Source organism: Pseudomonas sp. SW-3 (genome assembly GCF_016615645.1).
In the GTDB taxonomy this organism is placed as follows: Bacteria; Pseudomonadota; Gammaproteobacteria; order Pseudomonadales; family Pseudomonadaceae; genus Aquipseudomonas; species Aquipseudomonas mandelii.
In genome coordinates, this window is sequence record NZ_CP067098.1 from 562048 (window position 1) to 587922 (window position 25875).

Annotated in this window: 21 protein-coding genes and 1 riboswitch; of the genes, 15 read left to right on the forward strand and 6 right to left on the reverse strand. The window is 60.6% G+C overall.

Annotated elements, in window-relative coordinates:
• The first annotated feature begins 42 nt into the window (after window positions 1–42).
• A riboswitch (TPP riboswitch) is annotated at window positions 43–148 on the forward strand.
• A gap of 168 nt (window positions 149–316) precedes the next feature.
• Together thiC and cytX are read left to right on the forward strand one after the other, a co-directional pair.
• Entirely contained in the window at window positions 317–2206 is a 1890-nt protein-coding gene (gene thiC, locus JIO00_RS02455; RefSeq protein WP_010464250.1) for a phosphomethylpyrimidine synthase ThiC, read from the forward strand.
• A gap of 100 nt (window positions 2207–2306) precedes the next feature.
• On the forward strand, window positions 2307–3599 hold the full coding sequence (gene cytX / locus JIO00_RS02460) for a putative hydroxymethylpyrimidine transporter CytX (RefSeq protein WP_200667556.1): 1293 nt from the start codon (window positions 2307–2309) through the stop codon (window positions 3597–3599).
• Here cytX and JIO00_RS02465 read toward each other — a convergent pair.
• Entirely contained in the window at window positions 3568–4314 is a 747-nt protein-coding gene (locus JIO00_RS02465; RefSeq protein WP_010464245.1) for an RsiV family protein, read from the reverse strand. The two genes, cytX and JIO00_RS02465, sit on opposite strands and share 32 nt — an antisense overlap.
• 215 nt (window positions 4315–4529) lie before the next feature.
• On the opposite strand from JIO00_RS02465, the gene JIO00_RS02470 reads away from it, so the two are divergent.
• From JIO00_RS02470 to JIO00_RS02510, 9 genes are all read left to right on the forward strand, one after another.
• A complete protein-coding gene (locus tag JIO00_RS02470; protein ID WP_010464243.1) occupies window positions 4530–5147 on the forward strand; it encodes an NUDIX domain-containing protein in 618 nt (205 codons plus the stop codon).
• Complete coding sequence (locus JIO00_RS02475) at window positions 5138–5590, forward strand: DUF1249 domain-containing protein (RefSeq protein WP_008153350.1); 453 nt, start codon at window positions 5138–5140, stop codon at window positions 5588–5590. Before JIO00_RS02470 ends, JIO00_RS02475 begins: the two co-directional genes overlap by 10 nt.
• Window positions 5591–5688: 98 nt before the next feature.
• Window positions 5689–6504 carry a 3',5'-cyclic-AMP phosphodiesterase gene (cpdA, locus tag JIO00_RS02480; RefSeq protein ID WP_200667557.1) on the forward strand — a complete coding sequence of 272 codons (816 nt, stop codon included), beginning with the start codon at window positions 5689–5691 and terminating at the stop codon, window positions 6502–6504.
• Window positions 6505–7410: 906 nt separating this feature from the next.
• Window positions 7411–8019: a YqiA/YcfP family alpha/beta fold hydrolase gene (locus tag JIO00_RS02485; RefSeq protein ID WP_083375184.1), complete on the forward strand. Its 609-nt coding sequence runs from the start codon at window positions 7411–7413 to the stop codon at window positions 8017–8019.
• Between the two features lie 54 nt (window positions 8020–8073).
• Complete coding sequence (gene parE, locus JIO00_RS02490; RefSeq protein ID WP_010464236.1) at window positions 8074–9978, forward strand: DNA topoisomerase IV subunit B; 1905 nt, start codon at window positions 8074–8076, stop codon at window positions 9976–9978.
• A complete protein-coding gene (locus JIO00_RS02495; RefSeq protein ID WP_083375183.1) occupies window positions 9978–10967 on the forward strand; it encodes an esterase-like activity of phytase family protein in 990 nt (329 codons plus the stop codon). The genes parE and JIO00_RS02495 overlap by 1 nt, the downstream gene beginning before the upstream one ends.
• Window positions 10964–11488, forward strand: a complete 525-nt coding sequence (locus tag JIO00_RS02500; protein ID WP_200667558.1) for a retropepsin-like aspartic protease family protein — start codon at window positions 10964–10966, stop codon at window positions 11486–11488. The genes JIO00_RS02495 and JIO00_RS02500 overlap by 4 nt, the downstream gene beginning before the upstream one ends.
• Before the next feature lie 7 nt (window positions 11489–11495).
• Window positions 11496–13763, forward strand: a complete 2268-nt coding sequence (parC, locus tag JIO00_RS02505) for a DNA topoisomerase IV subunit A (protein ID WP_010464231.1) — start codon at window positions 11496–11498, stop codon at window positions 13761–13763.
• 176 nt (window positions 13764–13939) lie between these two features.
• Window positions 13940–14653: a PqiC family protein gene (locus tag JIO00_RS02510; RefSeq protein ID WP_200667559.1), complete on the forward strand. Its 714-nt coding sequence runs from the start codon at window positions 13940–13942 to the stop codon at window positions 14651–14653.
• Window positions 14654–14905: 252 nt separating this feature from the next.
• On the opposite strand, the gene JIO00_RS02515 is transcribed toward JIO00_RS02510, so the two are convergent.
• Window positions 14906–16438 carry an AhpA/YtjB family protein gene (locus tag JIO00_RS02515; RefSeq protein WP_200667560.1) on the reverse strand — a complete coding sequence of 511 codons (1533 nt, stop codon included), beginning with the start codon at window positions 16436–16438 and terminating at the stop codon, window positions 14906–14908.
• Between the two features lie 135 nt (window positions 16439–16573).
• On the opposite strand from JIO00_RS02515, the gene serB reads away from it, so the two are divergent.
• Complete coding sequence (gene serB, locus JIO00_RS02520) at window positions 16574–17788, forward strand: phosphoserine phosphatase SerB (RefSeq protein WP_010464223.1); 1215 nt, start codon at window positions 16574–16576, stop codon at window positions 17786–17788.
• Between the two features lie 147 nt (window positions 17789–17935).
• On the opposite strand, the gene JIO00_RS02525 is transcribed toward serB, so the two are convergent.
• Complete coding sequence (locus JIO00_RS02525; RefSeq protein ID WP_200667561.1) at window positions 17936–19714, reverse strand: molecular chaperone; 1779 nt, start codon at window positions 19712–19714, stop codon at window positions 17936–17938.
• Window positions 19715–19912: 198 nt separating this feature from the next.
• On the opposite strand from JIO00_RS02525, the gene JIO00_RS02530 reads away from it, so the two are divergent.
• Window positions 19913–20314, forward strand: coding sequence for a lectin OAA family protein (locus JIO00_RS02530; protein ID WP_042932429.1), 402 nt, complete (start codon window positions 19913–19915; stop codon window positions 20312–20314).
• Window positions 20315–20370: 56 nt separating this feature from the next.
• Here JIO00_RS02530 and asd read toward each other — a convergent pair whose 3' ends face one another.
• From asd to JIO00_RS02545, 3 genes are read right to left on the reverse strand one after another with little or no spacing between them, the layout of a single operon-like run.
• Window positions 20371–21231 (reverse strand): archaetidylserine decarboxylase, encoded by an 861-nt coding sequence (asd, locus tag JIO00_RS02535; RefSeq protein WP_010464219.1) that lies wholly within the window; start codon window positions 21229–21231, stop codon window positions 20371–20373.
• A gap of 18 nt (window positions 21232–21249) precedes the next feature.
• Window positions 21250–22065: a rhodanese-like domain-containing protein gene (locus JIO00_RS02540; protein WP_200667562.1), complete on the reverse strand. Its 816-nt coding sequence runs from the start codon at window positions 22063–22065 to the stop codon at window positions 21250–21252.
• A 43-nt stretch (window positions 22066–22108) separates the two neighbouring features.
• Window positions 22109–23647: an HDOD domain-containing protein gene (locus tag JIO00_RS02545; RefSeq protein WP_200667563.1), complete on the reverse strand. Its 1539-nt coding sequence runs from the start codon at window positions 23645–23647 to the stop codon at window positions 22109–22111.
• Between the two features lie 166 nt (window positions 23648–23813).
• Here JIO00_RS02545 and motA point away from each other — a divergent pair, with 166 nt between their 5' ends.
• Window positions 23814–24665 carry a flagellar motor stator protein MotA gene (motA, locus tag JIO00_RS02550; protein WP_077750234.1) on the forward strand — a complete coding sequence of 284 codons (852 nt, stop codon included), beginning with the start codon at window positions 23814–23816 and terminating at the stop codon, window positions 24663–24665.
• Between the two features lie 3 nt (window positions 24666–24668).
• The gene (gene motB, locus JIO00_RS02555) at window positions 24669–25697 is read left to right on the forward strand and encodes a flagellar motor protein MotB (RefSeq protein WP_200667564.1); all 1029 of its coding nucleotides are present in this window, start codon (window positions 24669–24671) and stop codon (window positions 25695–25697) included.
• Window positions 25698–25875 lie beyond the last annotated feature (178 nt).

Below are 25875 nucleotides of genomic sequence, written 5' to 3' on the forward strand. Positions count from 1 at the left end.
CCGCGGTGTTGGCGTTCTTTGCCAGTTGTGTCTAGACTGGCCGGGTTCTTGTCGGGGTGCCTTGCTATGAGGCTGAGATCGAATAATTTCGGATCCCGTTGAACCTGATCAGGTTAGCGCCTGCGTAGGGAACAAGATTTCTCGTCACCCGGCGAGTCCTCTTGTGCTTCGTCCGGGATGTTGTTCGACAATCGAACACCCCTCGAGCACTGAGCACAGCACCAACGGCTTCGTTATGGCTGATTGGTCGCGTCCATTCGTTACAGGTTCGCTCCGACAAAATTCCACTGCCTGGATGCTGTCTGGAGAGCCCGTGATGACGATAAAACTAAAAAACACTACGAACCTGAGTGACTCGGCCCAAGTCGATCAACAATCGGTTCAGCCGTTTACCCGCTCGCAAAAAATCTATGTCCAGGGTTCCCGCCCGGACATCCTTGTGCCGATGCGCGAAATCAGCCTCGACGTGACCCCGACCGACTTCGGCGGCGAGATCAACGCGCCTGTCGTTGTGTACGACACCTCGGGCCCGTACACCGACCCCAACGTCATCATCGACGTGCGCAAGGGCCTGGCTGATGTGCGCTCGCCTTGGATTGAATCCCGTGGCGACACCGAGCGCCTGCCCGGCCTGAGCTCGAACTTCGGCCAGGAACGCCTCGCCGACGCCGAACTCACCAAGCTGCGTTTCGCCCACGTCAACAACCCGCGCCGCGCCAAGGCCGGGGCCAACGTCAGCCAGATGCACTACGCCCGCAAAGGCATCATTACCGCCGAGATGGAATACGTCGCCATCCGCGAAAACATGAAGCTCGAAGTGGCTCGCGCCGCCGGGCTGCTGGACCAGCAACATGCCGGTCACAGCTTCGGTGCCAGCGTGCCGAAAATCATCACCCCTGAATTTGTCCGTGACGAGATCGCCCGCGGTCGTGCGATCATCCCGGCCAACATCAACCACACCGAACTGGAACCGATGATCATCGGCCGTAACTTCCTGGTGAAGATCAACGGCAACATCGGCAACAGCGCCTTGGGTTCGTCCATCGAAGAAGAAGTGGCGAAACTGACCTGGGGCATTCGCTGGGGTTCGGACACGGTCATGGACCTGTCCACCGGCAAGCACATTCACGAAACTCGCGAGTGGATCATCCGTAACTCGCCGGTGCCTATCGGTACCGTGCCGATCTATCAAGCGTTGGAAAAAGTCGGCGGCGCCGCCGAAGACCTGACCTGGGAGCTGTTCCGCGACACGCTGATCGAACAGGCCGAGCAGGGCGTCGACTACTTCACCATCCACGCCGGCGTGTTGCTGCGCTACGTGCCGCTGACCGCCAAACGCGTCACCGGGATCGTTTCCCGTGGCGGCTCGATCATGGCCAAGTGGTGCCTGGCACACCACAAAGAGAACTTCCTCTACACCCATTTCGAAGACATCTGCGAAATCATGAAGGCCTACGACGTCAGCTTCTCGCTGGGCGATGGCCTGCGTCCGGGCTCGATTGCCGACGCCAACGACGCCGCGCAATTCGGTGAGCTGGAAACCCTCGGCGAGCTGACCAAGATCGCCTGGAAGCACGATGTGCAATGCATGATCGAAGGCCCTGGCCACGTGCCGATGCAGTTGATCAAGGAAAACATGGACAAGCAGCTCGAGTGCTGCGACGAGGCGCCGTTCTACACCCTTGGTCCGCTGACCACGGACATCGCACCGGGATACGACCACATCACCTCGGGTATCGGTGCGGCGATGATCGGCTGGTTCGGTTGCGCCATGCTGTGCTACGTCACGCCGAAGGAACACTTGGGCCTGCCGAACAAGGATGACGTGAAGACCGGGATTATCACCTACAAGATCGCCGCGCATGCCGCCGATCTGGCCAAAGGGCATCCGGGCGCGCAGATCCGCGACAATGCCTTGAGCAAGGCGCGATTCGAATTTCGTTGGGAAGACCAGTTCAACCTGGGCCTTGATCCCGACACCGCTCGTTCCTATCACGATGAGACCTTGCCGAAAGATTCGGCCAAGGTCGCGCATTTCTGCTCCATGTGCGGGCCGAAATTCTGTTCGATGAAGATCACCCAGGAAGTCCGCGAATACGCGGCTAACCAACGGATCGAAACCGTCGACGCCGAAGTCGCCCAGGGATTGGCGGACCAGGCTGAGCGGTTCAAGCAGGAAGGCAGTCAGCTGTACAAGAAAATCTAGCCACGAGCGACAAGCGACAAGCTGCAAGAAGAAGCGGATTGCTTCTAACTTGTAGCTTGCAGCTTGAAACTTGTCTCTGCTCTTATTTGAGATAACACCCTTGAGCATTCAACCCGGCACTTATTCCCCCGACATCGCGGTGCCCATGGACAAACGTGTCTTTGGCGGTCGCGATCTGTTTTCCCTGTGGTTCTCCCTCGGCATCGGCCTGATGGTGCTGCAGACCGGTGCCTTGCTCGCGCCAGGTCTGGGCCTGTCCGGCTCGTTGCTGGCGATCTTCCTCGGCACCCTGGTCGGCGTTCTGCTGCTGGCCGCCGTCGGCGTGATCGGCAGCGACACCGGCCTGTCGTCGATGGCCGCGCTCAAGCTCAGCCTCGGCAAACGTGGCGCGAGCCTGCCGGCCGTGCTGAACCTGCTGCAACTGATCGGTTGGGGTTCGTTCGAAATCATTGTGATGCGCGACGCTGCCAGTTTGCTGGGTGCGCGGGCGTTCAGCGAAGGCAGCCTGCTGTCGAATCCGCTGCTCTGGACCGTGTTCTTTGGTGGTTTGGCGACCTTGCTGGCCGTCAGCGGTCCGTTGACGTTCGTGCGACAAATCCTGCGCAAGTGGGGTATCTGGCTGCTGCTGGCCGCGTGCATCTGGCTGACCTGGAACCTGTTCGCCAAGGCCGATCTGACCGCGTTGTGGGCACAGGTCGGTGACGGTTCGATGCCCTTCGCCGTGGGCTTCGACATTGCCATTGCGATGCCGCTGTCGTGGCTGCCGCTGATTGCCGACTACTCACGCTTCGGAAAGCGTGCGAAAAACGTGTTCGGCGGTACAGCGATTGGCTTCTTTATCGGCAACTTCTGGCTGATGAGCCTCGGCGTGGCCTACACCCTGGCGTTCGCGCCGAGCGGTGAAGTGAATGCCTTGCTGTTGGCACTGGCGGGTGCAGGCCTGGGCATTCCGCTGTTGCTGATCCTGTTGGACGAGTCGGAAAACGCCTTCGCCGACATTCACTCGGCGGCTGTCTCCAGCGGGATTCTGTTGCGCTTGAAAGTCGAGCACTTGGCGTTGGCCATCGGCGTGATTTGCACACTGATCGCGTGCCTGGCGCCACTGGCGCAGTACCAGAACTTCCTGCTGTTGATCGGTTCGGTGTTTGCGCCGCTGTTCGGCGTGGTGCTGGTGGATCACTTCATTCTGCGCAAACGCAGTGCTCAGGTGGCGTCAGCCGCGTTGCGCTGGCCGGCGCTGCTCGCCTGGTTGGGCGGGGTGAGCACCTATCATTTGTTGGCCAATCTGTATCCGGACATCGGCGCAACCCTGCCGTCGTTGATTCTGGCAGGGTTGCTCCAGCTAGTGCTGGGCCGGGCCTTCAGTTACGGCCGGGAAACAGCTCGGGCTTGAGAATACCGTTCAGGCGCGGGTAGGGGATCTTCAGTTCGACGTGGCCCAGCGCGTAAGGCGCGATGGTGCTCACTTCGTACTTGAGGATCACCCCGCCGTAGGTCAGCGCCACATTCTGGGTTTTCTGGAACGGCCACTGCTTCACGAACTCCGGTTCCTGATCGAGCTTGGTGCTGATCAGCCAGCTGTTGTGCGCCACTTGCGCGGCTTTCCAGAACGCCTCTTCCTGACCCGGCACCAACATGTCGGACAAGGTCAGCACTTTATGCTGCTGGCGCGAATAGTTGATGAAGCCGCGGCCTGGTGTGCCATGTGCGCCGCCGGTGTCCAGGTAGCTGGAAAACTCGACGATCACCAAGCCGTCATGCTGCTCACGTACCTTGGCTTGCAGGTAGCTGCTGTTACGCGGGCCAGCGGTGCGCAAAAACTCATCGCGATAGGCCGCCAGCGTCGGTGCCGCAGGGGCTTCGGGCGAGGTGCGGGTCATTTGCAGCAGGCGCTTTTCGACAATACCGTCAAGCTGAGGCTCGGCCGGGAAGCGCAGCGTATCGATGTTCACTAGCGGGCAGTCAGGCGTCGTGCAACCCGGTTTCAGCGTTTCGGTGGCGTCGCGGGTAGTTTCCAGCGGAGCTCGGTAGTTGGGTTGGAACAAACTCTGGCAGGCACCCAGGGTCAGGGCAATTGCGGCCACGGAGGCGATTTTAAAAAGCGACATGGGCGTCCTTCGTAAAACAGGGAAAGGCAAAAAGTTATCCGCTTCGACTCTCAACGAAGCAGTCAGTTCGCCACTAAGCTAATTAGAGTTGGTTTCGCCCTCACCGTCTATCTCGCTGACGGGAAAGGGGCTGCATCAAACGGCGCGGGCGCGTTAGGATGGCGCGAAGTCGAGGTTGGAGCCTCTTCATGGATTTGCAGTAAACGAGGATTGTCATGACTGATTTTGCCAACGCCATTCCGACCGCCGTTGATATCGTTCGGCGCGAAAAGTGCTACGAGGGCTTCTACAAGCTCGATCGTGTGCACTTGCGCCATGAGTTGTTTGCCGGTGGCATGAGTCGCGAGATCAATCGTGAAGTGTTTGTTCGCCATGATGCCGTGTGCGTGTTGCCATACGATCCGCAGCGCGATGAAGTGGTGCTGATCGAGCAGTTTCGCGTGGGCGCCATGGGCAAGACCGACAACCCGTGGCTGATCGAGCTGGTCGCCGGTCTGATCGACAAGGATGAAGTGCCGGAAGAAGTTGCTCACCGCGAGGCGCAGGAGGAAGCTGGGCTTGTGTTCGGGGCGCTCTGGCCGATGACCAAATACTTTCCATCGCCGGGCGGCAGCAACGAATTTGTGCACTTGTACCTGGGGCGTTGCGACAGCACCGGAGTCGGCGGTCTGCATGGGCTGGAGGAAGAAGCAGAAGATATCCGCGTTACGGTCTGGGCGTTCGAAGATGCCTTGCAGGCCGTCCGCGACGGACGTATTGCCAACGCGCCAAGCATCATTGCCTTGCAATGGTTGGCCTTGAACCGCGCTGAAGTGAGGGGGCTATGGTCGTAAACAAGCTGCGCGATCGTTACAGGGTGGACCTCGTGGGGCTGCAAGCCTCCTGCGAGGCCAACTACGCGCGCCTCATGCGACTGCTGCCGGACATGCGCAACGAACCCGAGGCACGGCGCATTGCCGTGACCCACGGCGACCAGATGCTCGGCGTACTGGCTCTCGAAGTGCTGCAGGTCTGTCCGTACACCACGACCCTGCAAGTGCGCCAGGAACACAGCCTGCCGTGGCTGCCGGTGCCGCAACTGGAAGTGCAGGTCTACCACGATGCGTGCATGGCCGAAGTGGTCAGCGCCGAACATGCACGACGCTTTCGCGGCATCTATCCTTACCCGAATGCCTCAATGCATCAGCCGGATGAAAAGGCCCAGTTGAATATGTTCCTGGGTGAATGGCTGAGCCATTGTCTGGCGTGTGGGCATGAGTACGCCGTTGTGCGCTGAGTGTGAACTGCGTCAGATTCACAGGTTTCCTCTTTTGATCGTCCCCCAGCATAATTGCGGCACTCATCCAATCCCGTGATTCAGCCTGGGAGAACGCCTTGCCGAGCGTATCCACATTGACCACCGCCGATTCGGCGTTGCTGGTGCAACTGTCCGACAGTCATCTGTTTGCCGAAGCGGACGGGAAGTTGCTGGGCATGAATACCCGGGACAGCCTGCAAAAGGTCATTGAGCTGGTGCGCCTGCAGCAGCCGCAGATTGACCTGATCGTTGCCAGCGGTGATCTGTCTCAGGACGGGACGCTGGAGTCTTATCAGCTGTTTCGCGACCTGACCCGGCAGCTCGATGCGCCGGCGCGCTGGATTCCTGGCAATCATGATGAACCGCGGATCATGGCCGAGGCGGCGGTGCAAAGCGCGTTGCTGGAGCCGGTGGTGGATGTCGGTAACTGGCGGGTGACTTTGCTGGATTCGGCGGTGCCGGGGTCGGTGCCGGGCTATTTGCAGGATGAGCAGTTGCAGTTGCTGGCGCGTTCGTTGAGTGAGGCGCCGGAGCGGCATCATCTGGTCTGCTTTCACCATCATCCGGTGTTGATCGGCTGTTTGTGGATGGAGCCTATCGGCTTGCGTAATCCTGAGGCCTTGTTCGCGGTGCTGGATCGCTTTCCGCAGGTGCGTGCTGTTTTGTGGGGGCATGTGCATCAGGAGGTTGATCAGGAGCGCAAAGGGGTGCGGTTGATTGCTTCGCCTTCGACTTGCATTCAGTTTGAGCCTGGGAGTGATGATTTCAAGGTTGGAGAGCAGGCACCGGGGTATCGCTGGTTGCGGTTGTTGCCGGATGGGCAGATTGAAACGGGTGTTGAGCGGGTCACCGGGTTTGATTTTCAGGTTGATTTCGGGTCGAACGGGTACTGACTTTTCATCTTGGTCTTGGCGGCCTGATAGCCGACCAGGTTCTTGTTTACCGGGTACATATCCGTTTCTGCGGTAACGGCGGCTGGCGGTTTCGCCCTTACGGCGAGTCCCTTTTGTCAAACGCCCGGAGTGCCGGCCCAGCCAAAAGGAACCAAAAAGTCTCGCCCCAAGCGTCCGGCCCCTCGCTAAGGCTCGGCGTTCCTTCGCTCCGGTATCCATCCGGGGACACTGCCCTCCGGTCTGCTTCGCGACGACCTACATGCAGCGTGTTCGACTGCGTCGAACGGCGCTGCGCGCCACTCCCCGGATGAACACCTCCACTCAGCCTCCCGAAAGGGGCGGGTGGATCAAGATCAAGAGCTGCAGGCGAGCTAACGCTCGGCCTGATGAGTGGTGAAGAGCGAAGCGTGTACAGCGAACCCCTTGTAGGAGCGAGGCTTGCCCGCGAAGACGACCTGACAGCCGACCAATCTCTTTTACAGGTACCCACATTCCCCTGTAGGAGCGAGGCTTGCCCGCGAAGACGGCCTGACAGCCGACCAATCTCTTTTACAGGTACCCCCATTCCACTGTAGGAGCGAGGCTTGCCCGCGAAGGCGGCCTGACAGCCGACCAATCTCTTTTACAGGTACCCCCATTCCACTGTAGGAGCGAGGCTTGCCCGCGAAGACGGCCTGACAGCCGACCAATCTCTTTTACAGGTACCCCCATTCCACTGTAGGAGCGAGGCTTGCCCGCGAAGACGGCCTGACAGCCGACCAATCTCTTGCAGGTACCGACATTCCCCAGTAGGAGCAAGACTGCCCGCAATGGCGTCTACCCAGCCCCTCATGCCCGCCATGCATATCCCGATCCCCCCGACTCCCTGTAAACTCCGCGTTCTTTACCGACGCACAGGGAGCTCAAATGTCCGGTTCGATCCTTTATATCCACGGCTTCAACAGCGCGCCTTCGTCAAAAAAGGCCACGCAGTTGGTGCAAGTGATGGACCGCCTGGGTTTGAGCGATCAGTTGCGCGTTCCTGCCTTGCATCACCACCCGCGCGAAGCCATCGGTCAGCTGAACAAGGCGATTGAAGAGCTTGGGCGGCCACTGCTGGTAGGCAGCTCACTCGGCGGCTACTATGCGACTCACTTGGCCGAGCGCCATGGCCTCAAGGCCCTGTTGATCAACCCTGCCGTCAGTCCGCACCGGATGTTTGACGGGTATCTGGGGACGCAGAAAAACCTGTATACCGATGAGGCCTGGGAATTGACCCACGACCACGTGACGGCCCTGGCCGAGCTGGAAGTGCCGGCGCCCCAGGATCCGCAGCGGTATCAGGTGTGGTTGCAGACCGGCGACGAAACGCTGGACTATCGCCTCGCCCAGCAGTATTACCGCGCCTGTGCCTTGCGCATCCAGGCCGGCGGCGACCATAGTTTCCAGGGTTTTGCCGCGCAACTGCCGGCAATGCTGAGTTTTGCCGGTATCGGCGCAGATTTGTATCAGGCGATCGATTTCACAGCACTGTGAGTCGTCGTCTCTTTTTCACAGAACACTTTTTTGACAGGCGGACGACGAGACCCCATGGCCACTCCCAGCGCTAGCTCTTATAACGCAGACGCCATCGAAGTCCTCTCGGGCCTCGACCCGGTGCGCAAACGCCCCGGCATGTACACCGACACCAGTCGGCCGAACCACCTCGCCCAGGAAGTCATCGACAATAGCGTCGACGAAGCCTTGGCCGGGCACGCAACCTCGGTGCAGGTCATCCTGCACGCCGATCACTCCCTGGAAGTCAGCGATGACGGCCGTGGCATGCCGGTGGACATTCACCCGGAAGAAGGTGTGTCGGGCGTCGAGCTGATCCTCACCAAGCTTCATGCGGGTGGCAAGTTTTCCAACAAGAACTACCAGTTCTCCGGCGGTCTGCACGGGGTGGGTATTTCGGTGGTCAACGCTTTGTCGACCGAAGTCCGGGTGCGCGTGAAGCGCGACGGCAACGAATACCAGATGACTTTCGCCGACGGTTACAAGAAAACCGAGCTGGAAGTGATCGGCACCGTCGGCAAGCGCAACACTGGCACCAGCGTGTTCTTCGCCCCGGACCCGAAGTACTTCGATTCACCGAAATTCTCCATCAGCCGCCTCAAGCACGTGCTCAAGGCCAAGGCCGTTCTGTGCCCGGGGCTACTGGTCAGTTTTGAAGACAAGGCCACCGGCGAGAAAGTCGAATGGCATTACGAAGACGGCTTGCGCTCCTACCTGGTTGACGCCGTCAGCGAATTCGAACGCCTGCCGGACGAGCCGTTCTGCGGCAGCCTGGCCGGTAACAAGGAAGCGGTCGATTGGGCGCTGCTGTGGTTACCGGAAGGTGGCGACAGCGTGCAGGAAAGCTACGTCAACCTGATCCCGACGGCGCAGGGCGGCACTCACGTCAACGGTCTGCGTCAGGGCTTGCTCGATGCGATGCGCGAGTTCTGCGAATTCCGCAGCCTGTTGCCGCGCGGTGTGAAGCTGGCGCCGGAAGACGTCTGGGAACGCATTGCGTTCGTGCTGTCGATGAAAATGCAGGAACCGCAGTTCTCCGGCCAGACCAAGGAACGTCTGTCGTCCCGTGAAGCGGCGGCGTTCGTTTCCGGTGTGGTCAAGGATGCGTTCAGCCTGTGGCTCAACGCTCATCCGGAAACCGGCATGCTGCTGGCGGAACTGGCGATCAACAACGCCGGCCGTCGTCTCAAGGCCAGCAAGAAGGTCGAGCGCAAGCGCATCACCGCCGGGCCGGCATTGCCGGGCAAACTCGCCGACTGCGCCGGGCAAGACCCGATGCGTTCCGAGCTGTTCCTGGTGGAAGGTGATTCCGCCGGCGGTTCGGCCAAACAAGCGCGGGACAAGGAATTCCAGGCGATCCTGCCGTTGCGCGGCAAGATTCTGAACACCTGGGAAGTCGACGGCAGCGAAGTGCTGGCCAGTCAGGAAGTGCACAACATCGCCGTGGCCATCGGTGTCGATCCGGGCGCGGCGGACATGAGCCAGCTGCGTTACGGCAAGATCTGCATTCTCGCCGACGCCGACTCCGACGGCCTGCACATCGCCACCTTGCTTTGCGCTTTGTTCGTCCAGCATTTCCGCCCGCTGGTGGATGCCGGTCACGTTTACGTCGCGATGCCGCCGCTGTACCGCATCGACCTGGGCAAAGAGATTTACTACGCCCTCGACGAAGCCGAGCGCGATGGCATTCTCGATCGCCTGGTGGCCGAGAAGAAACGCGGCAAGCCGCAGGTCACCCGATTCAAAGGCCTGGGTGAAATGAACCCGCCGCAACTGCGCGAAACCACCATGGACCCGAACACGCGGCGTCTGGTGCAGTTGACGCTGGACGATTTCGAAGCGACCTCGGAAATGATGGATATGCTGCTGGCGAAGAAACGCGCCGGTGACCGCAAATCCTGGCTGGAATCCAAAGGCAACCTCGCCGAGGTTCTTGGCTGATGCGGGCTGGCTTTGCCCTGGCGTGTGCGTTACTTCTGACCTCCGTTTCGGCGCTTTCCGAACCGGCACCGCAGTTGCGCCTGTTGTCCGAGCATCCCGTCGACGGCATGCGCGGCGGCAATCTGTCGGGGCTGGCCCAGTGCGGCAAAGACTTGTGGACGGTCTCCGATCGCGACGATGACCAGATCTACCGTCTCGATACCCGCGACACGGTCTGGCAGGCCGAAACCGTGGGCATCGGCGTGCCGGCGGTGCCGGACAGCGGTTTGCCCTGGGGGTTGCGTTCGCGGGCCTGGGTCGCGGCGTTTGTACGGGGCGGGGACCTGGATTTTGAAGGCATCACTTGCGACAGCGCCGGTAATCGCTACATCGTCAGCGAGTCCCATGCCGCGATCCTGCAAGTGCCGCCCGTTGGGCCGTCGTCCTGGCTGAAGATCTCGCCGATGCTGGTTCGCGAAGCTCGGGCCAGTGGCATGCTGTTGCAGTTCAATGCGCTGTTCGAGGGGCTGGCGATCAATCCGGCGGGCGATCAATTGTGGCTCGCCGCCGAGCGTCAAAGCCGTGGCTTGTTGCTGATCAAGCGCAAACAGACGGTGTGGGATTGCGACGGTGGTTGCGTGCTGCTGAGCGAGGCGGGGAAAGAAATGCAGCCGGCACAGTTTCCACGGGCCAAAGCCGTGACTCGGGACTTTGCCGATGTATCGCTGTTCAACGGCAAGCTGTTTACCCTTGAACGCAACGCTTACCAGATCTGCCGCCGCGACCCGGAGACGGCCAAGGTCGAGCGCTGCTGGTCATTTGCCGATGAAGCCTTGCAGGAACACCGCCGCTATCAAAATCCGTTTGGTCTGACTGAAGCGTTGATTGTCGACGCCGAGGGTGCCTGGGTCGGCACCGACAACAACAACGATGCCCGCGCCGATGGCGAGGTTCGCCCGGTCGTTTGGCGCTTCGCCGCGCCTGAAGGTGGCTGGAGTGCCAAGCCGTGAGCCAGCAAACGCCGGGAAAGCGTGCCGGTCGGGTGTTCATGCTGCTGGCCTGGTGCGCGGCGCTGTTCCTGGCGACGCGGTTTTTCGGCCAGTGGGAGGATCGGCAGCAAAATCCCAATGTGGTCGTCAGCTCGGAGCAGGGCGAAGGTTTTATTGAAGTGAAACTGGCCAGCAACACCCAGGGGCACTTCGTCGCCAGCGGCCAGATCAATGGCCAGCCGGTGGATTTCATGCTGGATACCGGGGCAACCGATGTGGCAATCCCGGCGCAAATGGCCGAACGGCTGAAACTGGAACAAGGCTTCGGGGTGACCCTGAGCACCGCCAACGGTCGTACCGAGGGTTATCGAACCCGCGTCGACCGGCTGCAACTGGGCGACATTGTGCTGCGTGATGTGCGCGCCATCGTCGTGCCAGGCCTGGATGGCAAGCAAGTGCTGCTCGGTATGAGCGCGCTGAACAAACTTGAATTTACCCAGCGCGGTGGCACCATGCTGCTGCGCCAGACAACGAACCGATGAGGCCCGCATGAGCGACTCCCTTGATCTCAGCCTGGACGGTGTAGAACGCCGGTCACTGGCTGACTTCACCGAAAATGCCTACCTCAACTACTCCATGTACGTGATCATGGACCGTGCCTTGCCGCATATCGGCGACGGCCTGAAACCGGTACAGCGGCGCATCATCTATGCGATGAGCGAGTTGGGGCTGGACGCCGATTCCAAGCACAAGAAATCGGCGCGTACCGTCGGTGACGTGCTCGGTAAGTTCCACCCGCACGGCGACTCGGCGTGCTACGAAGCCATGGTTCTGATGGCCCAGCCGTTCAGCTATCGCTACACGCTGGTCGACGGCCAGGGTAACTGGGGGGCGCCGGATGATCCCAAGTCCTTCGCCGCCATGCGTTACACCGAGGCGCGGCTGTCGCGTTATTCCGAAGTGCTGCTCAGCGAACTGGGCCAGGGCACGGCGGACTGGGGGCCGAACTTCGACGGTACACTCGACGAGCCGCTGGTGTTGCCGGCGCGTTTGCCGAATATCCTGCTCAACGGCACCACCGGCATCGCCGTGGGCATGGCCACCGACGTACCGCCGCACAACCTGCGCGAAGTCGCGACAGCCTGCGTGCGCTTGCTCGATGAACCCAAAGCCACGGTCGAGCAGCTCTGCGAGCACATTCAGGGCCCGGATTACCCGACCGAAGCGGAAATCATCACGCCTCGTGCCGATCTGCTGAAAATGTACGAAACCGGCAAGGGGTCGGTGCGCATGCGCGCCGTGTACCACATCGAAGACGGCGACATCATCGTCACCGCGCTGCCGCATCAAGTCTCGGGCGCCAAGGTGCTGGAGCAGATCGCGGCGATGATGCAGGCCAAACCGTCCAAAGCCCCGCAGATCGCTGACCTGCGCGACGAGTCCGACCACGAGAACCCGTGCCGGATCGTGATCATTCCGGGCGCGCGGAAGAACTTTGACCACGATGCGCTGATGCAACACCTGTTCGCCAGCACCGAGCTGGAGTCGAGCTACCGGGTCAACATCAACATCATTGGCCTGGACGGCAAACCGCAGCTGAAAAACCTGCGGGCGCTGCTGGTCGAGTGGCTGGAATTCCGCGTTCAGACCGTGCGTCGTCGTCTGCAATTCCGCCTCGACAAGGTCGAGCGTCGCCTGCACCTGTTGGACGGTTTGTTGATTGCCTACCTCAACCTGGATGAAGTGATTCACATCATCCGTACTGAGGAACACCCGAAAGCCGCGCTGATCGCACGGTTCGCCTTGAGCGAAATCCAGGCCGACTACATTCTCGACACCCGTTTGCGTCAGTTGGCGCGACTGGAAGAGATGAAGCTGCGTGCCGAGCAAGATGAGCTGCTCAAGGAACAGGCCAAGCTGCAAGCCCTGCTGAGCAGCGAAGCCAAGCTGAAAAAGCTGGTACGTACCGAGCTGATCAAGGACGCCGAAACCTACGGCGACGACCGTCGTTCGCCCATCGTCGAGCGCACCGAAGCCAAGGCCCTGACCGAGCACGATCTGCTGCCGAACGAGAAAGTGACAGTCGTGCTGTCGGAAAAAGGCTGGGTGCGTTCTGCCAAAGGCCACGAGATCGACGCCACCGGGCTTTCCTACAAGGCCGGGGATGGTTTCAAGGCGTTGGCACCGGGTCGCTCCAACCAATTTGCAGTGTTTATCGACTCCACCGGTCGCAGTTATTCGGTGGCGGCCCACACACTGCCATCGGCCCGTGGCCAGGGCGAGCCGTTGACCGGCCGTCTGACGCCGCCGCCAGGGGCGAGTTTCGAATGCGTGCTGATGCCGGAAGACGATTCGCTGTACGTGATCGCCTCCGATGCCGGATACGGCTTCGTGGTCAAGGGTGAAGACCTGCAAGCCAAGAACAAGGCGGGCAAGGCGTTGTTGAGCTTGCCGAACAACTCGAAGGTCATTCTTCCGCGCCCGGTGACCGATCGCGAGAACAATTGGCTGGCCTCGGTGACCACCGAAGGTCGCCTGCTGATCTTCAAGATCAGTGATCTGCCACAATTAGGTAAGGGCAAAGGCAACAAAATCATCGGGATCAACGGTGAGCGTGTGGCCAGTCGCGAAGAATATGTCACGGACATCGCCGTACTGCCGGAGGGCGCCACGTTGGTGCTTCAGGCCGGAAAACGTACGTTGTCGCTGAAAGCGGACGACCTCGAACACTACAAAGGTGAGCGTGGTCGTCGTGGTAACAAACTGCCACGTGGCTTCCAGCGGGTCGATGCGCTGCTCGTCGAAAACCTCAATTAAGCGGCCTAGAGCGCTCGATCTGCGATTTAACGCGTAGATCGACGCTTTGCCGCTGGAGTCGGAACGCATATTCACGGATGATATGGCCTTTCAAGCGCCGGCGTGGCCGAGCGTTCTTCATATTTATTGAGTATTTTCACTGTGGTTAGCCTTGTGGCAACCACCTGGATGGGACGATGACTGCTCTGCGCCTTCCTTTTATTTTGATGCTCGCTGGCGTTCTTGGCCTGGCGGGTTGCAGCGTTCACCAGCCGGTGTCGCTGTATCAGCTGGACAGCGGAAGTCCGGTTCAGCCTGCGCAAAGCGCCGGCATGGCGGTATTGCTCGGCCCGGTAACGCTTGCGGATTACCTGCAACGCGAAACCTTGTTGCAGCGACAGCCGGATGGCAGCCTTCAGGCGTCGACCGACGGTCGTTGGGCTGGAAGCCTGTCGTCGGACGTTGATCAGCTGTTGCTGCGTCAGGTGGCGGGCCATCTGGACAGTCAGCGGGTTGTGCTGGCGCCTGCGACCCTCGGCTTCACGCCGGATGTCCAGGTGCTGCTGACGATTACTCGTCTGGACTCGGGCGAATCGCAACCGGCGATCCTGGATGCGCAGTGGCGTCTGATCGACCGTCGTGGCCAGGTTCGCGATAACCGCATCATTCACCTGCAGGAGCAGCACGCAGGCGGCACGGCGGCTCAGGTTCAGGCTCAGGGGGTGTTGCTGCAGCGTCTGGCCGAGCAATTGTCCGTGGCGCTCAAGCCACTGGCTAATCAGCCGCCGATCGCTGAAGCACCCAAAAAGCCTGCTCCGAAGCCAGTGGCTCCCGCGGCAGAGCAAGAGCAACAGCCGAAGATCCCGATGGCCTCGCCGATCCGGACCGATATGGAAGTGTTCAGGTTCTAAGCCTGGATTGATCCAAGAACAAAGCCCGCAGTGATGTGGGCTTTGTTGTTTCTGCAGGGGGCAGATATCTGTCGCTTGTCCTGGCCTCTTCGCGAGCAGGCTCGCTCCCACAGATCCTGCGTCGTTCGCGCGATAGGTGTACGACACAAAACCTGTGGGAGCGAGCCTGCTCGCGAAGAGGCCGGGACAGGCAACAAAAAAGGCCGCAGACGATCACTCGTCTGCGGGCTTCTTCACTTCTGGGTTTAAGGCTTACGCCCGACGCTCATGCATCCGCGCCAGTTGTCGCTCCAGCATCGACGGATAAGGCTCCATCAACCGCTCCACACAGCACGCACCCTCAGGGCTGGCAATCGGGCGGATCCGCGCACGCTGGCGTATCAGCGCGTCGTCACCGATCTTGCGCTCCACCAGCAGCAGGTTGCGGCTGTGTTGCGACAAGGCCAGGGCATCCTGAGCGGCTTCGGTCAGCAGCAGGTCGATCTGGCTCAGACCGAATAGCTCATCACCCAGCGTCAGGCCCAGCTGCAATTGCAGGGTGATGCCGCTGTCTGCAACTTCAATCTGCAACTGATGACCCAAGGCTCGCAGCAATTCACCGCAGCAGATTGCGTTGGTCAGGTAGTCGTCGCCGCTGTCTTCGGTGTGGAACAGCATCAGCGTGCTGCCATCGTTCAGGGTGTGCAGTTCGCTCTGATAGAGCGAAGCTGCCTGATCGAGGCAGTCGCGATAGCGTTTCAGCAGTTCTTCCAGGCGGGTGCGAGGCAGACGACGCAGTTGATCTTGAGCGCCCAGTTGCACGGCCAGTACGGCGCTGTGCTGCGGCACGTTCGAAATCACCGGTTTGGCGAGCGGTTTAGGCGCAACGTCGGCCGATTCATCACGCAAGTCAGCAAACGCATCGTCGTCATCGTCGTCTTCAACGGTGCTGACACTGCGCCGTGGCGCTGGCTTGAGGCCAGCCACAGGTTTGCTTTCATCGAAACTCGGATCCCGCAGGTTGCGCACTTCGAAGGACGGCTCGTTATCGTCGGCGTCTTCATAGTCGCTGTCGTCGAATTCCGGCTCCGGCACGGGTTCCGGTTCGGCCGGCTCCGGCGCGAAGTTGGCGTGCAGCTGACGGGCCAGGTCGCCGATCTCGTCCTGGCGCTCGGTGGCCGGGGTGTATTCGTCGATATTGCGCAGCCACACGCGCAGTTGCAGCAGCGGCGTGGAGATGTGCCGGCCCAGGCGCAGGCTCAAGGCCAGGGACAGGGCCAGCAGAATCGCACTCAAAATGCCCATGCTTTGCAGGCTGATGGTCATGGGCTGCTGGAACTGATCCATGTCCAGGCTGATGCGCAGTTGCCCGGCGGTGACGTCCTGGAACGTGATCTTGCTCTGGTACATGCCCTCGGCTTCGCCCAGCAGGCTGTGCTTGGGGCGCTGACCGGCTTCGGCGAGGATGCGGTTATCCACGCTGTAAATGGCGGCGTGGGCCACCAGCTTGTTTTTGGTCAGGTTGTTGAGCAGCACGTTGAGGCTGAGGATGTCGTTGGACACCAACAGCTCCGTGGCGGACGTGGCAGTTTGCGTAGTCAGGCTTTCACCCAGCGCATCGGCCTGCTCGTGCATGGCCTGCTTGAACTGCAAACCCATCACGCAGGCGTAGATCACCAGGGCCAGAGCGACCAGGATCACGTTATGGCTGGCGATGCGCAATGCAATCGGTACACGGCGGTGGCGCAGTGCACGGAAGATCAGCAGAAAGAAGTTATCGGTTTTTACTGGCGTGGGCCGGTTCACTTGAGCTCGGCTCTTTTGTCCGTGAAGTTGACGCGCAGTATAGCGACAGGCCCTAGACCGGCAAAGCGCTCACGGTGCCCGATGGTCACTGAAAGTGGGTAGAATGCGGTTTTTTTCCACTTGCGGGGGTGCGCCTTGCGCGAAATCGTCCTGATAAACATCACGGGAGTCGACCGACCGGGTCTGACTGCGGCCATTACCGGCGTTCTGGCCCAGGGTGGTGTGAACATTCTCGACATTGGTCAGGCGGTGATCCACGACACCCTGTCGTTCGGCATCCTGGTTGAAATTCCTGATACCGAGCAAGGCAAGTCGGTGCTCAAGGACATCCTGTTCAAGGGGTACGAGCTCGATCAGCAGGTGCGATTCACCCCGGTGTCCGAAGGGGATTACCAGCAGTGGGTCGGCAATCAGGGCAAAAAGCGCCACATCGTGACGCTGTTGACCCGCAAAGTAACCGCCGGACAGTTGCAGGCCGTGAGCTCGATCACCGCCAAATATGGCCTGAACATCGACCACATCGATCGCTTGTCCGGGCGCATGCCGTTGGACACCCCGGCCGACAAGGGCAAGGGCTGCATCGAGTTTTCCGTGCGCGGCGAAGCGGCTGACCCGCAGGCGCTGCGGGCTGAATTCCTCAGCGTCGCCCAGGAACTGAACGTCGACATCGCCTTTCAGGAAGATTCGCTGTTTCGCCGTAACCGCCGCCTGGCGGTATTTGACATGGACTCGACGCTGATCGAAGCCGAAGTCATCGACGAACTGGCCAAGGCCGCGGGCGTGGGCGATCAGGTGTCGGAAATCACCGAGCGAGCGATGGCCGGTGAACTGGATTTTCGCGCGAGCTTCAAGGAACGCCTGGCCTTGCTCAAGGGGCTGGACGTCAGCGTGCTGGATTCGATCGGTGCTTCGTTGCGCCTGACTGAAGGCGCCGAAACCCTGTTTGCCGAGCTAAAGCGCCTGGGCTACAAGACTGCGATTCTGTCGGGCGGCTTCACCTACTTCGCCAAGCAATTGCAGGCCAAGTTGGGCATCGACTATGTGTTTGCCAACGAGCTGGAAGTGGTCGACGGCAAGGTCACCGGTGTGGCGGTCGAGCCGATTGTCGATGCGCAGCGCAAGGCGGATCTGCTGAAGGAGCTGGCGCACAAGGAAGGTTTGCGCCTGGAGCAGACCATTGCGGTCGGCGACGGTGCCAACGATTTGCCGATGCTGGCAATTGCCGGCCTGGGCGTGGCGTTCCGCGCCAAGCCGCTGGTGAAGCAGTCGGCAAAGCAGGCGATTTCCACCCTTGGATTGGATGGCGTGCTGTATCTGCTGGGCTTTCGGGACCGTGACGGGCAGCTCTGAGTCTCCCCAGGGCTGAAAGGCGCTTGTGGCGAGGGAGCTTGTCGGATCGCCGCACCGTCCCGCTGGGCTGCGAAGCGGCCCCGAAAAAGGACTGCTACGCAGTCCATACGGGAGCAAGCTCCCTCGCCACAGGTATTGGATTCACCCTCAGAGCGACTTCCACAACGAATCGAAATCCTCCTCGACGCCGCTCCCCGCGGCGTTGTCGTTTCTGCTCGCCTCCAGCGAACGGTAGGCAAACTGATTGAAGCTGTTGGTGCTCGCCACCCGCCGATCCAGCCCGGCGCGGCGTTCCTGGCCGTTGGTGTTGATCAGCACTTTGCTGCCTTCCTGAAAGGGCAGGCGCGGAGCGAGCAACGTGGCGGGCAGGTCGATGGCGCTGATTTCCGGCAGCAACAGGCCGCGCAGATATTGACTGTGGTCGTCCCGCGTTCGCACCAGTTGCAGCCCGCAAGGCTCGGCGTAAGGCGCGACCTGCTCGATCCCCATTTGCGTCCCGCCGCCGCGCACCTGACGAATCCAGCGCACCACCGCAATACTCCAGCCCTGATTGGCAGAGTCCTGGATGCCGATCATTTCGCCAGCCTGCAACTCGGCGGGCACCGCGTCGGGCCACGCCAGGCAATAACCGCCGGGGCTGTGGTTGATGACCGGCAGGGCGTAAGTCGGAAAGTGCCGATTGTTATCGGCCGCCTCCTGGCCGTCGTCGCTCTGGAGGTGCGGGTATTCAATTTCTTCGTAGGGCAGCAAGGTATCGGCGCTGCCGTGGGGGGCGGCGTCGAACGCGTGGTGCCATTGGTCCTTTCCCTGGTTCGTCGGGGACGCTGCCGAGAACTGCGCGAGTCGAGTACCGGGGTTTTTCAGAATATCGCTGAACGAACGTTGCCCGCCCAGGTAGAAGTGCAATGCGCTCATGCCCACACACAAGGTCAAGGTGCCTTGGCCAACCGTGCGCTGAAAACTGCGCTCGGCCGCCTGGCCCCAGGCAGCGTGCAGGTGTTGCAGGGTATCCAGGCTGAGCCCGGTCGGTACCGGCAGCGGCGGTGTGCCGTCATTGCCTTGCAGATGCGCTTCGATGGCGGCGACCAGCGGCTGCGGATCAATCCCCAGCAAACCGGCCTGCTGCTCGGCCCTGAATTTCGAACGATAGCGCGGCCCGGTGTCGAGGTCCGCCGCGACGGCAAACAATCCGTCTGCGGGTTGGCCGGGTTGCAACTTTATCCATTGGCTCCAGGGCTCCAAGACCTCGGCGAGCCGGGCGATCTGGTTCTGGCGCAGTTGATTGCAGCGGGACGCGCCCAGCAGCAGGGCGGTTACATAAGTCTGTTCGACGCTCAGGGTTTTGGTCTGGCTGGCCAACTCATCGCGCAGGCTCAGGTGCTGGAGTTTGAGTGCGCAGGCGATCCGATACAGCTGATGCAGCTCCAGCCACAGGCCTTCCGGTACCGGGCAATACAGTTGAGTCGAGCGAATCAGCGGCCCGTTTAGGCAATGGATCGCCCGCTGTAACGCTTGGGTCAGCAGCGATGCTCGGTCCTTGCTGAAGCGCGGGGTGATGCGCACGACGATCTGTTTGTAACCAATCGCCAAATGATTTTGCAGGGCTTGGCAGAGGTTGGCGATCTTGCGCGAACGCTCGTCGAGCACTATCGCCTGGTGCAGGAAATGCCGTTCAAGGTGTTTGCAGACGTAATACACCTCGGGTCGCAACAGTTCGAGCAGTTGCAGGCGATTGTCGCTGGGGGTGAGCAGCTGGTTGAGTTCGCTCAAGCCTTGATAGAGCAGGCGAGCGGTTTCACCGATGTTTGCTTTGGGCAGGTTGGCGATCCAGCGCTTGAGGTCGCGTGGCGTCGGTTCACAGAATGTCAGGCGCAATTGAGCCGGGATCGGGGCGCGTAGCAGCAGGTGAGGGCTGGTTTCATTCATGCCGTAGAAAAACTCCAACCGGGAAATGGGCAGTGAATGATCTGACTGTAGCAGTTACGGATGTCGACCGTTTGTCTGTCAGTCGAGTGCTGCCCGGGCGTACTACTAATCTGACACACGTGCGACTGGATACGCACGGTCGTGCGGCCTGCTGCCTACGCAGGGCAGGTCTCTTGTAACTTCAAGGAGATGAGGTTCATGTCTAGATACGTAGTGGCAAATCAATGGGGCGGTAGTTCGGCACCCTGGCATCCGGGCGGAGACTGGACGTTGGGTGCGAGGGACAACCAGAACGTGGTCGCGATCGAGATCAAATCGGGCGATGGCGGGAAGAGCTTCACCGGCACCATGACTTACGCGGGTGAAGGTCCCATTGGCTTCAAGGCTCAGCGCACGGGCCAGAACCAGTACAACGTGGAAAATCAGTGGGGCGGCAACGACGCTCCATGGCATCCGGGTGGCAAGTGGGTCATCGGCGGCCGTGATAATCAGAACGTTGTGGCGTTGAGCGTCACCTCCAGTGATGGAGGGAAAAACCTCAGTGGCACCAATACCTACGCCAACGAAGGGCCGATCGGCTTTCGTGGGCAGATAGAGTAACGGCGCTACCGAAATGTCCGCCCCTTCGAAGACGTTCGATGGGGCGGATTAGCCAATCAGGCTGCTGGCAGGCCCAGCGCCTGGCCCATTTGTACTGGCGACAGGGCGCCGAGCCCTTCAGCCCACTTCACCTGATCCGGCCCGAACAGCACCACAGCGGTCGAACCCAGCTTGAAGCGACCCAGTTCCGCACCTTTTTCCAGATGGATTGGCGCGCGGGCGGCTTCGTCGTAACGGAAGGTTTTCAGCTCGCGTTTCGGCGGTGTCACCAGCCCGGCCCACACGGTTTCAATCGACGCCACGATCATCGCGCCCACCAGCACCACGGCCATCGGCCCGCGCTCGGTGTCGAAAATGCACGCCACACGTTCGTTGCGGGCAAACAGTTCCGGCACGTTTTCGGCGGTGGTCTGGTTGACCGAGAAAATCCGGCCCGGGATGTAGACCATCTCGCGCAGGGTGCCGGCCAGCGGCATGTGCACGCGGTGGTAGTCTTTCGGCGACAGGTAAATCGTCGCAAAGTCGCCGCCCATGAACGGCGCAGCATTGGCGGCATCACCGCCCAGCAATTCCAGCACGCTGAAACTGTGGCCCTTGGCCTGGAACACGCGGCCATGTTCAATCGGGCCGAGTTGGCTGACCGCACCGTCGGCCGGGCTGAGAATGGCGCCCGGGGTTTCATCGAGCGGGCGAGCGCCGTCTTTCAAGGCACGGGTGAAGAACGCGTTGAAGTGCTCGTAAGCCGTCAGGTCTTCGACCAGCGCCTGGGACATGTCCACCTGATAGCGCTTGGCGAACCAGGCGGTAAAGGCATTCTTGAACCAACGCACGCGGCATTCGGCAATGCAGCCGGCCAGTCGCGAGAGCAAGTGGTGAGGCAGCAGGTATTGGCTGAGGATAAACAAACGCTTATTCATGGACTGTCCTTAAAAACCTTAAATCTCTACGGGCGTATCGGGGTGGTTGCCCCATTCGCCCCAGGAGCCGGCGTAGCCTTTGACCCGCGGATAACCGAGGGATTTGGCCACCAGATAAGTGAAGCCAGAGCGATGGTGAGTCTGGCAGTGGGTAATGACTTCTTTGTCTTTGGTGATACCGAGTTGTTCCAGGATCTGCGGCATGTCCGTGCGGATGCGCAGGTTGCGCGCTTGATCCATGCCGGCCGTCCATTCGAAATTCACCGCGCCGGGAATGTGCCCGGCCTTGGCTGCCAGGACTTTCTCGCCGGAGTATTCCAGTGGGCCGCGCGCGTCCCAGATCGCCAGGTCGGCGGCACCGAGACGGCTTTGCAGGTATTCGCGGGTGGCGGTCGGCTCGTCGTGCAGGGTCAACGCCACCGGGCCGCCAGCGGGGGCCGGGATCTGGATCGACATGGGCATGCCTTCCGCCAGCCAGGCTGTCAGGCCGCCGTCGAGATAGTGGTAGTTGCGATGGCCGATGACATCGAGCAGCCAGATAAAGCGCCCGGCCCAGCCGCCGCCTTCGTCGTCATAGACCACGTAGGTGGCATTGGCGTTATGTCCCAACTCACCGAACAACGTTTCGAGTGCCGCTTGCGGCGGCATCAGCCCAGGCGCAGGCGTCTGGCCGAGTTGTGTGCGTTTGGGATCGACAAAGCGTGCACCGGGAATATGCCCTTCGGTATAGCGGGCACTGCTGGTCAGGTCCACCAGAATCAGTTCGCGGGACTCAAGGCGAGGGAGCAAGTCACTCGGCTCGATGACCAGCGCCAAGCCAGAGAAGTCAGACATGTGAGGTCTCCAGAGCACAAAAGGGAGGATTGTAGCGCAGCATTCATTGACCGCGCTGGCTAAAGCTATGGAGTGCCTTTTCAATGCACTGCGCGGTTTTACCGAAGGCTTGCACGGTGATTTCCGAGAATGGCCCGCCGCCCTGATCCGCCACAACGACCATGATCACCCGACCATTGTTGACCAGCGAGCGCAGCAGCAGGTGTTCGCCGCGAAACTGCGCACGCAGGCTGGCGGGTAGCAGCGCCGAGAACTGGGCGTTGTTGGCCGGGGTCAATCGCACCTGGGCCTGTTGCGAGAGCAACCGTTGCAGCACGGTGCTCTGACTCACGACCAGGTTTAGCCCCGCCGCTTCCTTCGCCAGCCCGGCTGTTTGATGCGCACGCAAATTGGCGTGAGTGCGGTCAGCCATCAATATCATCACTCGACGCATACCGCATGCGACCAGTGCGTCCCGGGCCGACGTGGTCAAGTGCATCGCATTGGTGAAGCGGCTCGGCTCAACCAGCAGTTCAGCACATTGTCTACGCCATGCCGTCAGGTTTTCGGTGGTCGGCGCTGGTGCCGGCAGCAACCCGGCGTGAATGCGGTTCACGCCCGAGGGCCAGATCAACGCTACGGCGGGGTGCCAGATGTCCGGCATGGCGTGCTGGTGCGCGCTGTTCACGGCTTGTTGATGCAGTTGCTGCTGCACGTCGCTCATCGGCATTTGCAGGTAAAGGCTGGTCAGGTATTGCCAGCGCTCGCTGTGCGGGCTGTCCCAGGCCTGTTGCGCCGACAGTGCCAGCCCATTGGCCAGCAACACGGTATTGGCCGGTTGGTTGAGCCAACGACGCAAGGTCGGATCGTCATCGAGGCGATTTTGCTGGCGCAAGGGATGCTCGCTGTCCCGGGCAATACGCAGGACTTTGACCAGTTCGCGCTGCTCGTTGAGCAGCAGGCGATAACCTTGCTGCACCCAGATTGGCAGGCGCCAGATGTCCACCAGCGCCTGGCAGATGTCCAGCAGGCGAACGCCGAACAGGTCCTTTTCGACTTTGCGCGCTGACTCGCCTTTATGAATGACCCGCAGTTCCCATTCTTCGAGCAACTGCGGATGAGTCAACGCCATCGGCCAGAGCGGCGAGAGAAACAGCAGGCTGCCCCAGTGGATGTCCTGCCAGAGCCGCGCCAGGCGAGCGGCAAAAAAACCGTTGGCCTGTTGGGTCGCGTGCTGGCTGATCATCTGTATCTGACGCAACGCCACCGGGATCTGTGATTGCGGTTCGGCAGGCAACCGGGCGAGCAATTCCTCGGTGCGTTTCAACCCGAGACGATTGATCGCCACCTCAAGGTTTTCCGCCGGGTCGGTCATGCTGCCGTGGGTATGACGATTGGCTTCACGAATCACGCTCAAGGCCAGGGCCGGGCTGTCCTGCAACAATTCGGCGATGTCGCGAATCGAGCTGCGGTTGTCGGCGAGGGCCTTGCAGACACGGTCGTGACTGTCTTGCGGAACCGGCAGACGCACGCCATCGAGAAGCTTGACCCAGCCTTCAAGAGTGGTTGGTTTTGGGATCGGGGTGTTCGTTTCGTTAGCCATGGTTGGACGTGATCATCGTCTGCATTACCTATGCCCAGAGAGGGCTAAATTAGCTTTTCGCTTGAACTGGCTATAGTCTGGCGCAGTTTTGCCGATAAGTAGAAGAAGAGATTTTTTAACTTCCGAATATGACCTTGAACCCGACTCAGTAAGTGCTCTCCTACCTATGGCTAAAATAATCGGCATCATCGTCGTATTCGCGAGCGTGCTCGGCGGATACGTGCTTTCCCACGGCAAGATTGCCGCCCTGATTCAACCTTTCGAGGTGTTGATTATCGGTGGTGCGGCCCTCGGTGCATTCCTGCAGGCCAACCCAGGTCACATGTTCAAACTCGTTCTCAAGAAAGCCTTGGGGATGTTCAGCTCGCGCTTCAACCACACGTTCTATCTGGAAGTGCTGGGCCTGATCTACGAGATCCTCAACAAGAGCCGCCGCGAAGGCATGATGGCGATCGAAGGCGACATCGAAGACGCCGCCGCGAGCCCGATCTTCGCCAAGTACCCTGCGGTTCTGAAAGATGACCGCATGACCGCCTACATCTGCGATTACCTGCGCATCATGTCCTCCGGCAACATGGCGCCCCATGAGCTCGAAGGTCTGTTCGACATGGAACTGACCAGCCTCAAGGAAGACCTCGATCACCCGTCCCACGCCGTGAACGGCATCGCCGACGCCATGCCTGGCTTCGGTATTGTCGCGGCCGTATTGGGTATCGTGGTGACCATGGCCTCCCTGGGTGAAAGCGATCAGAAAATGATCGGCTTACACGTGGGTGCGGCACTGGTAGGTACTTTCTTCGGTATTCTCGCCGCCTACGGCTTCTTCGGCCCGCTGGCCCATGCCCTGGCCCACGAAGCCAAGGAAGAGCTGAACGTCTACGAAGCCATCAAGGCTTCGCTGGTTGCTTCGGCTTCCGGCATGCCGCCATCGCTGGCAGTGGAATTCGGCCGCAAGGTTTTGTACCCGGCGCACCGTCCTAGCTTCGCTGAGCTGGAACAAGCGGTTCGCGGTCGCTAAGTCATGGAAAACAACCAGCCGATAATCATCAAACGCGTAAAAAAATACGCGGCCGGACATCACGGGGGCTCCTGGAAAATCGCCTTCGCGGACTTCGCGACGGCGATGATGGCGTTCTTCCTGGTGCTGTGGTTGCTGTCCACCGCCACGCCGGAACAGAAGATTGCCATCGCCGGTTACTTCAAGGACCCGGTCGGTTTTTCCGAAAGCGGCACGCCATACATCATCGATCTGGGCGGCTCCCCGACCCTGGCGCCGGAGAACACCCTCAACCCTGAGGTGAAGTCTCAGCCGCAGCCGGACCGAGTCACCGTCGACACCGACCAGGTCGAAGGCATGGCCGAACAGGTGGAGAAGGAACGCCTGGAACTGTTGCTGCAAGAATTGCAGAACAAGGTCGATGAAAACCCGCAGCTGCAAAAATTCAAGGACCAGATCCTGTTCGAAATCACACAGGACGGCTTGCGCATCCAGATCATGGACGCGGAAAACCGGCCGATGTTCGACTCAGGCTCAGCGCGTCTGAAACCGTATTTCGAAGACATCCTGCTGGCCATGGCCGACACCATCAAAGCGGTGCCGAACAAGATCAGCATCAGCGGCCACACCGATGCCAAGCCGTACTCGGGCACCGGTGATTTTGGTAACTGGGAACTCTCAGCCAACCGTGCCAACGCCGCCCGCCGTGCCCTGGTCGCCGGCAGCTATCCGGATCAGCAAGTGGCGCGGGTGGTCGGTTATGCCTCGTCGGCGCTGTTCGATCGCGAGAACCCGTTCAACCCGGTCAATCGCCGGATCGACATCGTGGTGCTGACCAAAAAGGCCCAACGCGCCATCGAAGGTTCGCAAGGCGCTGAACCGGCACCTGCGCCAACGCAAGGGCAGGGAGGTCCGGGCGAAGTGCCGGCCACGCCGATCGATCCGAACGCATTGCCGGCGGATAAACAACCGCTGCCGGCCCATGAGCTTCGTGAGCGATTGAATATCTTCGAAGACCCGGCACCGAAACCGGCGGAGCCGCCGAAGCAGTGACCCATAACAATCAAGCCGACAGAGATGTCGGCTTTTTTGTGCGGCTTTCACGGGTTTGGACGTCACTGCATTTTTAGCGTGGACATAGTCCCTGTGGGAGCGAGCCTGCTCGCGAAGGCTTTGTGTCAGGCGACGGGGGGGCGGTGTACATATCCATTTCTGCGGTAACGGCCGCCCA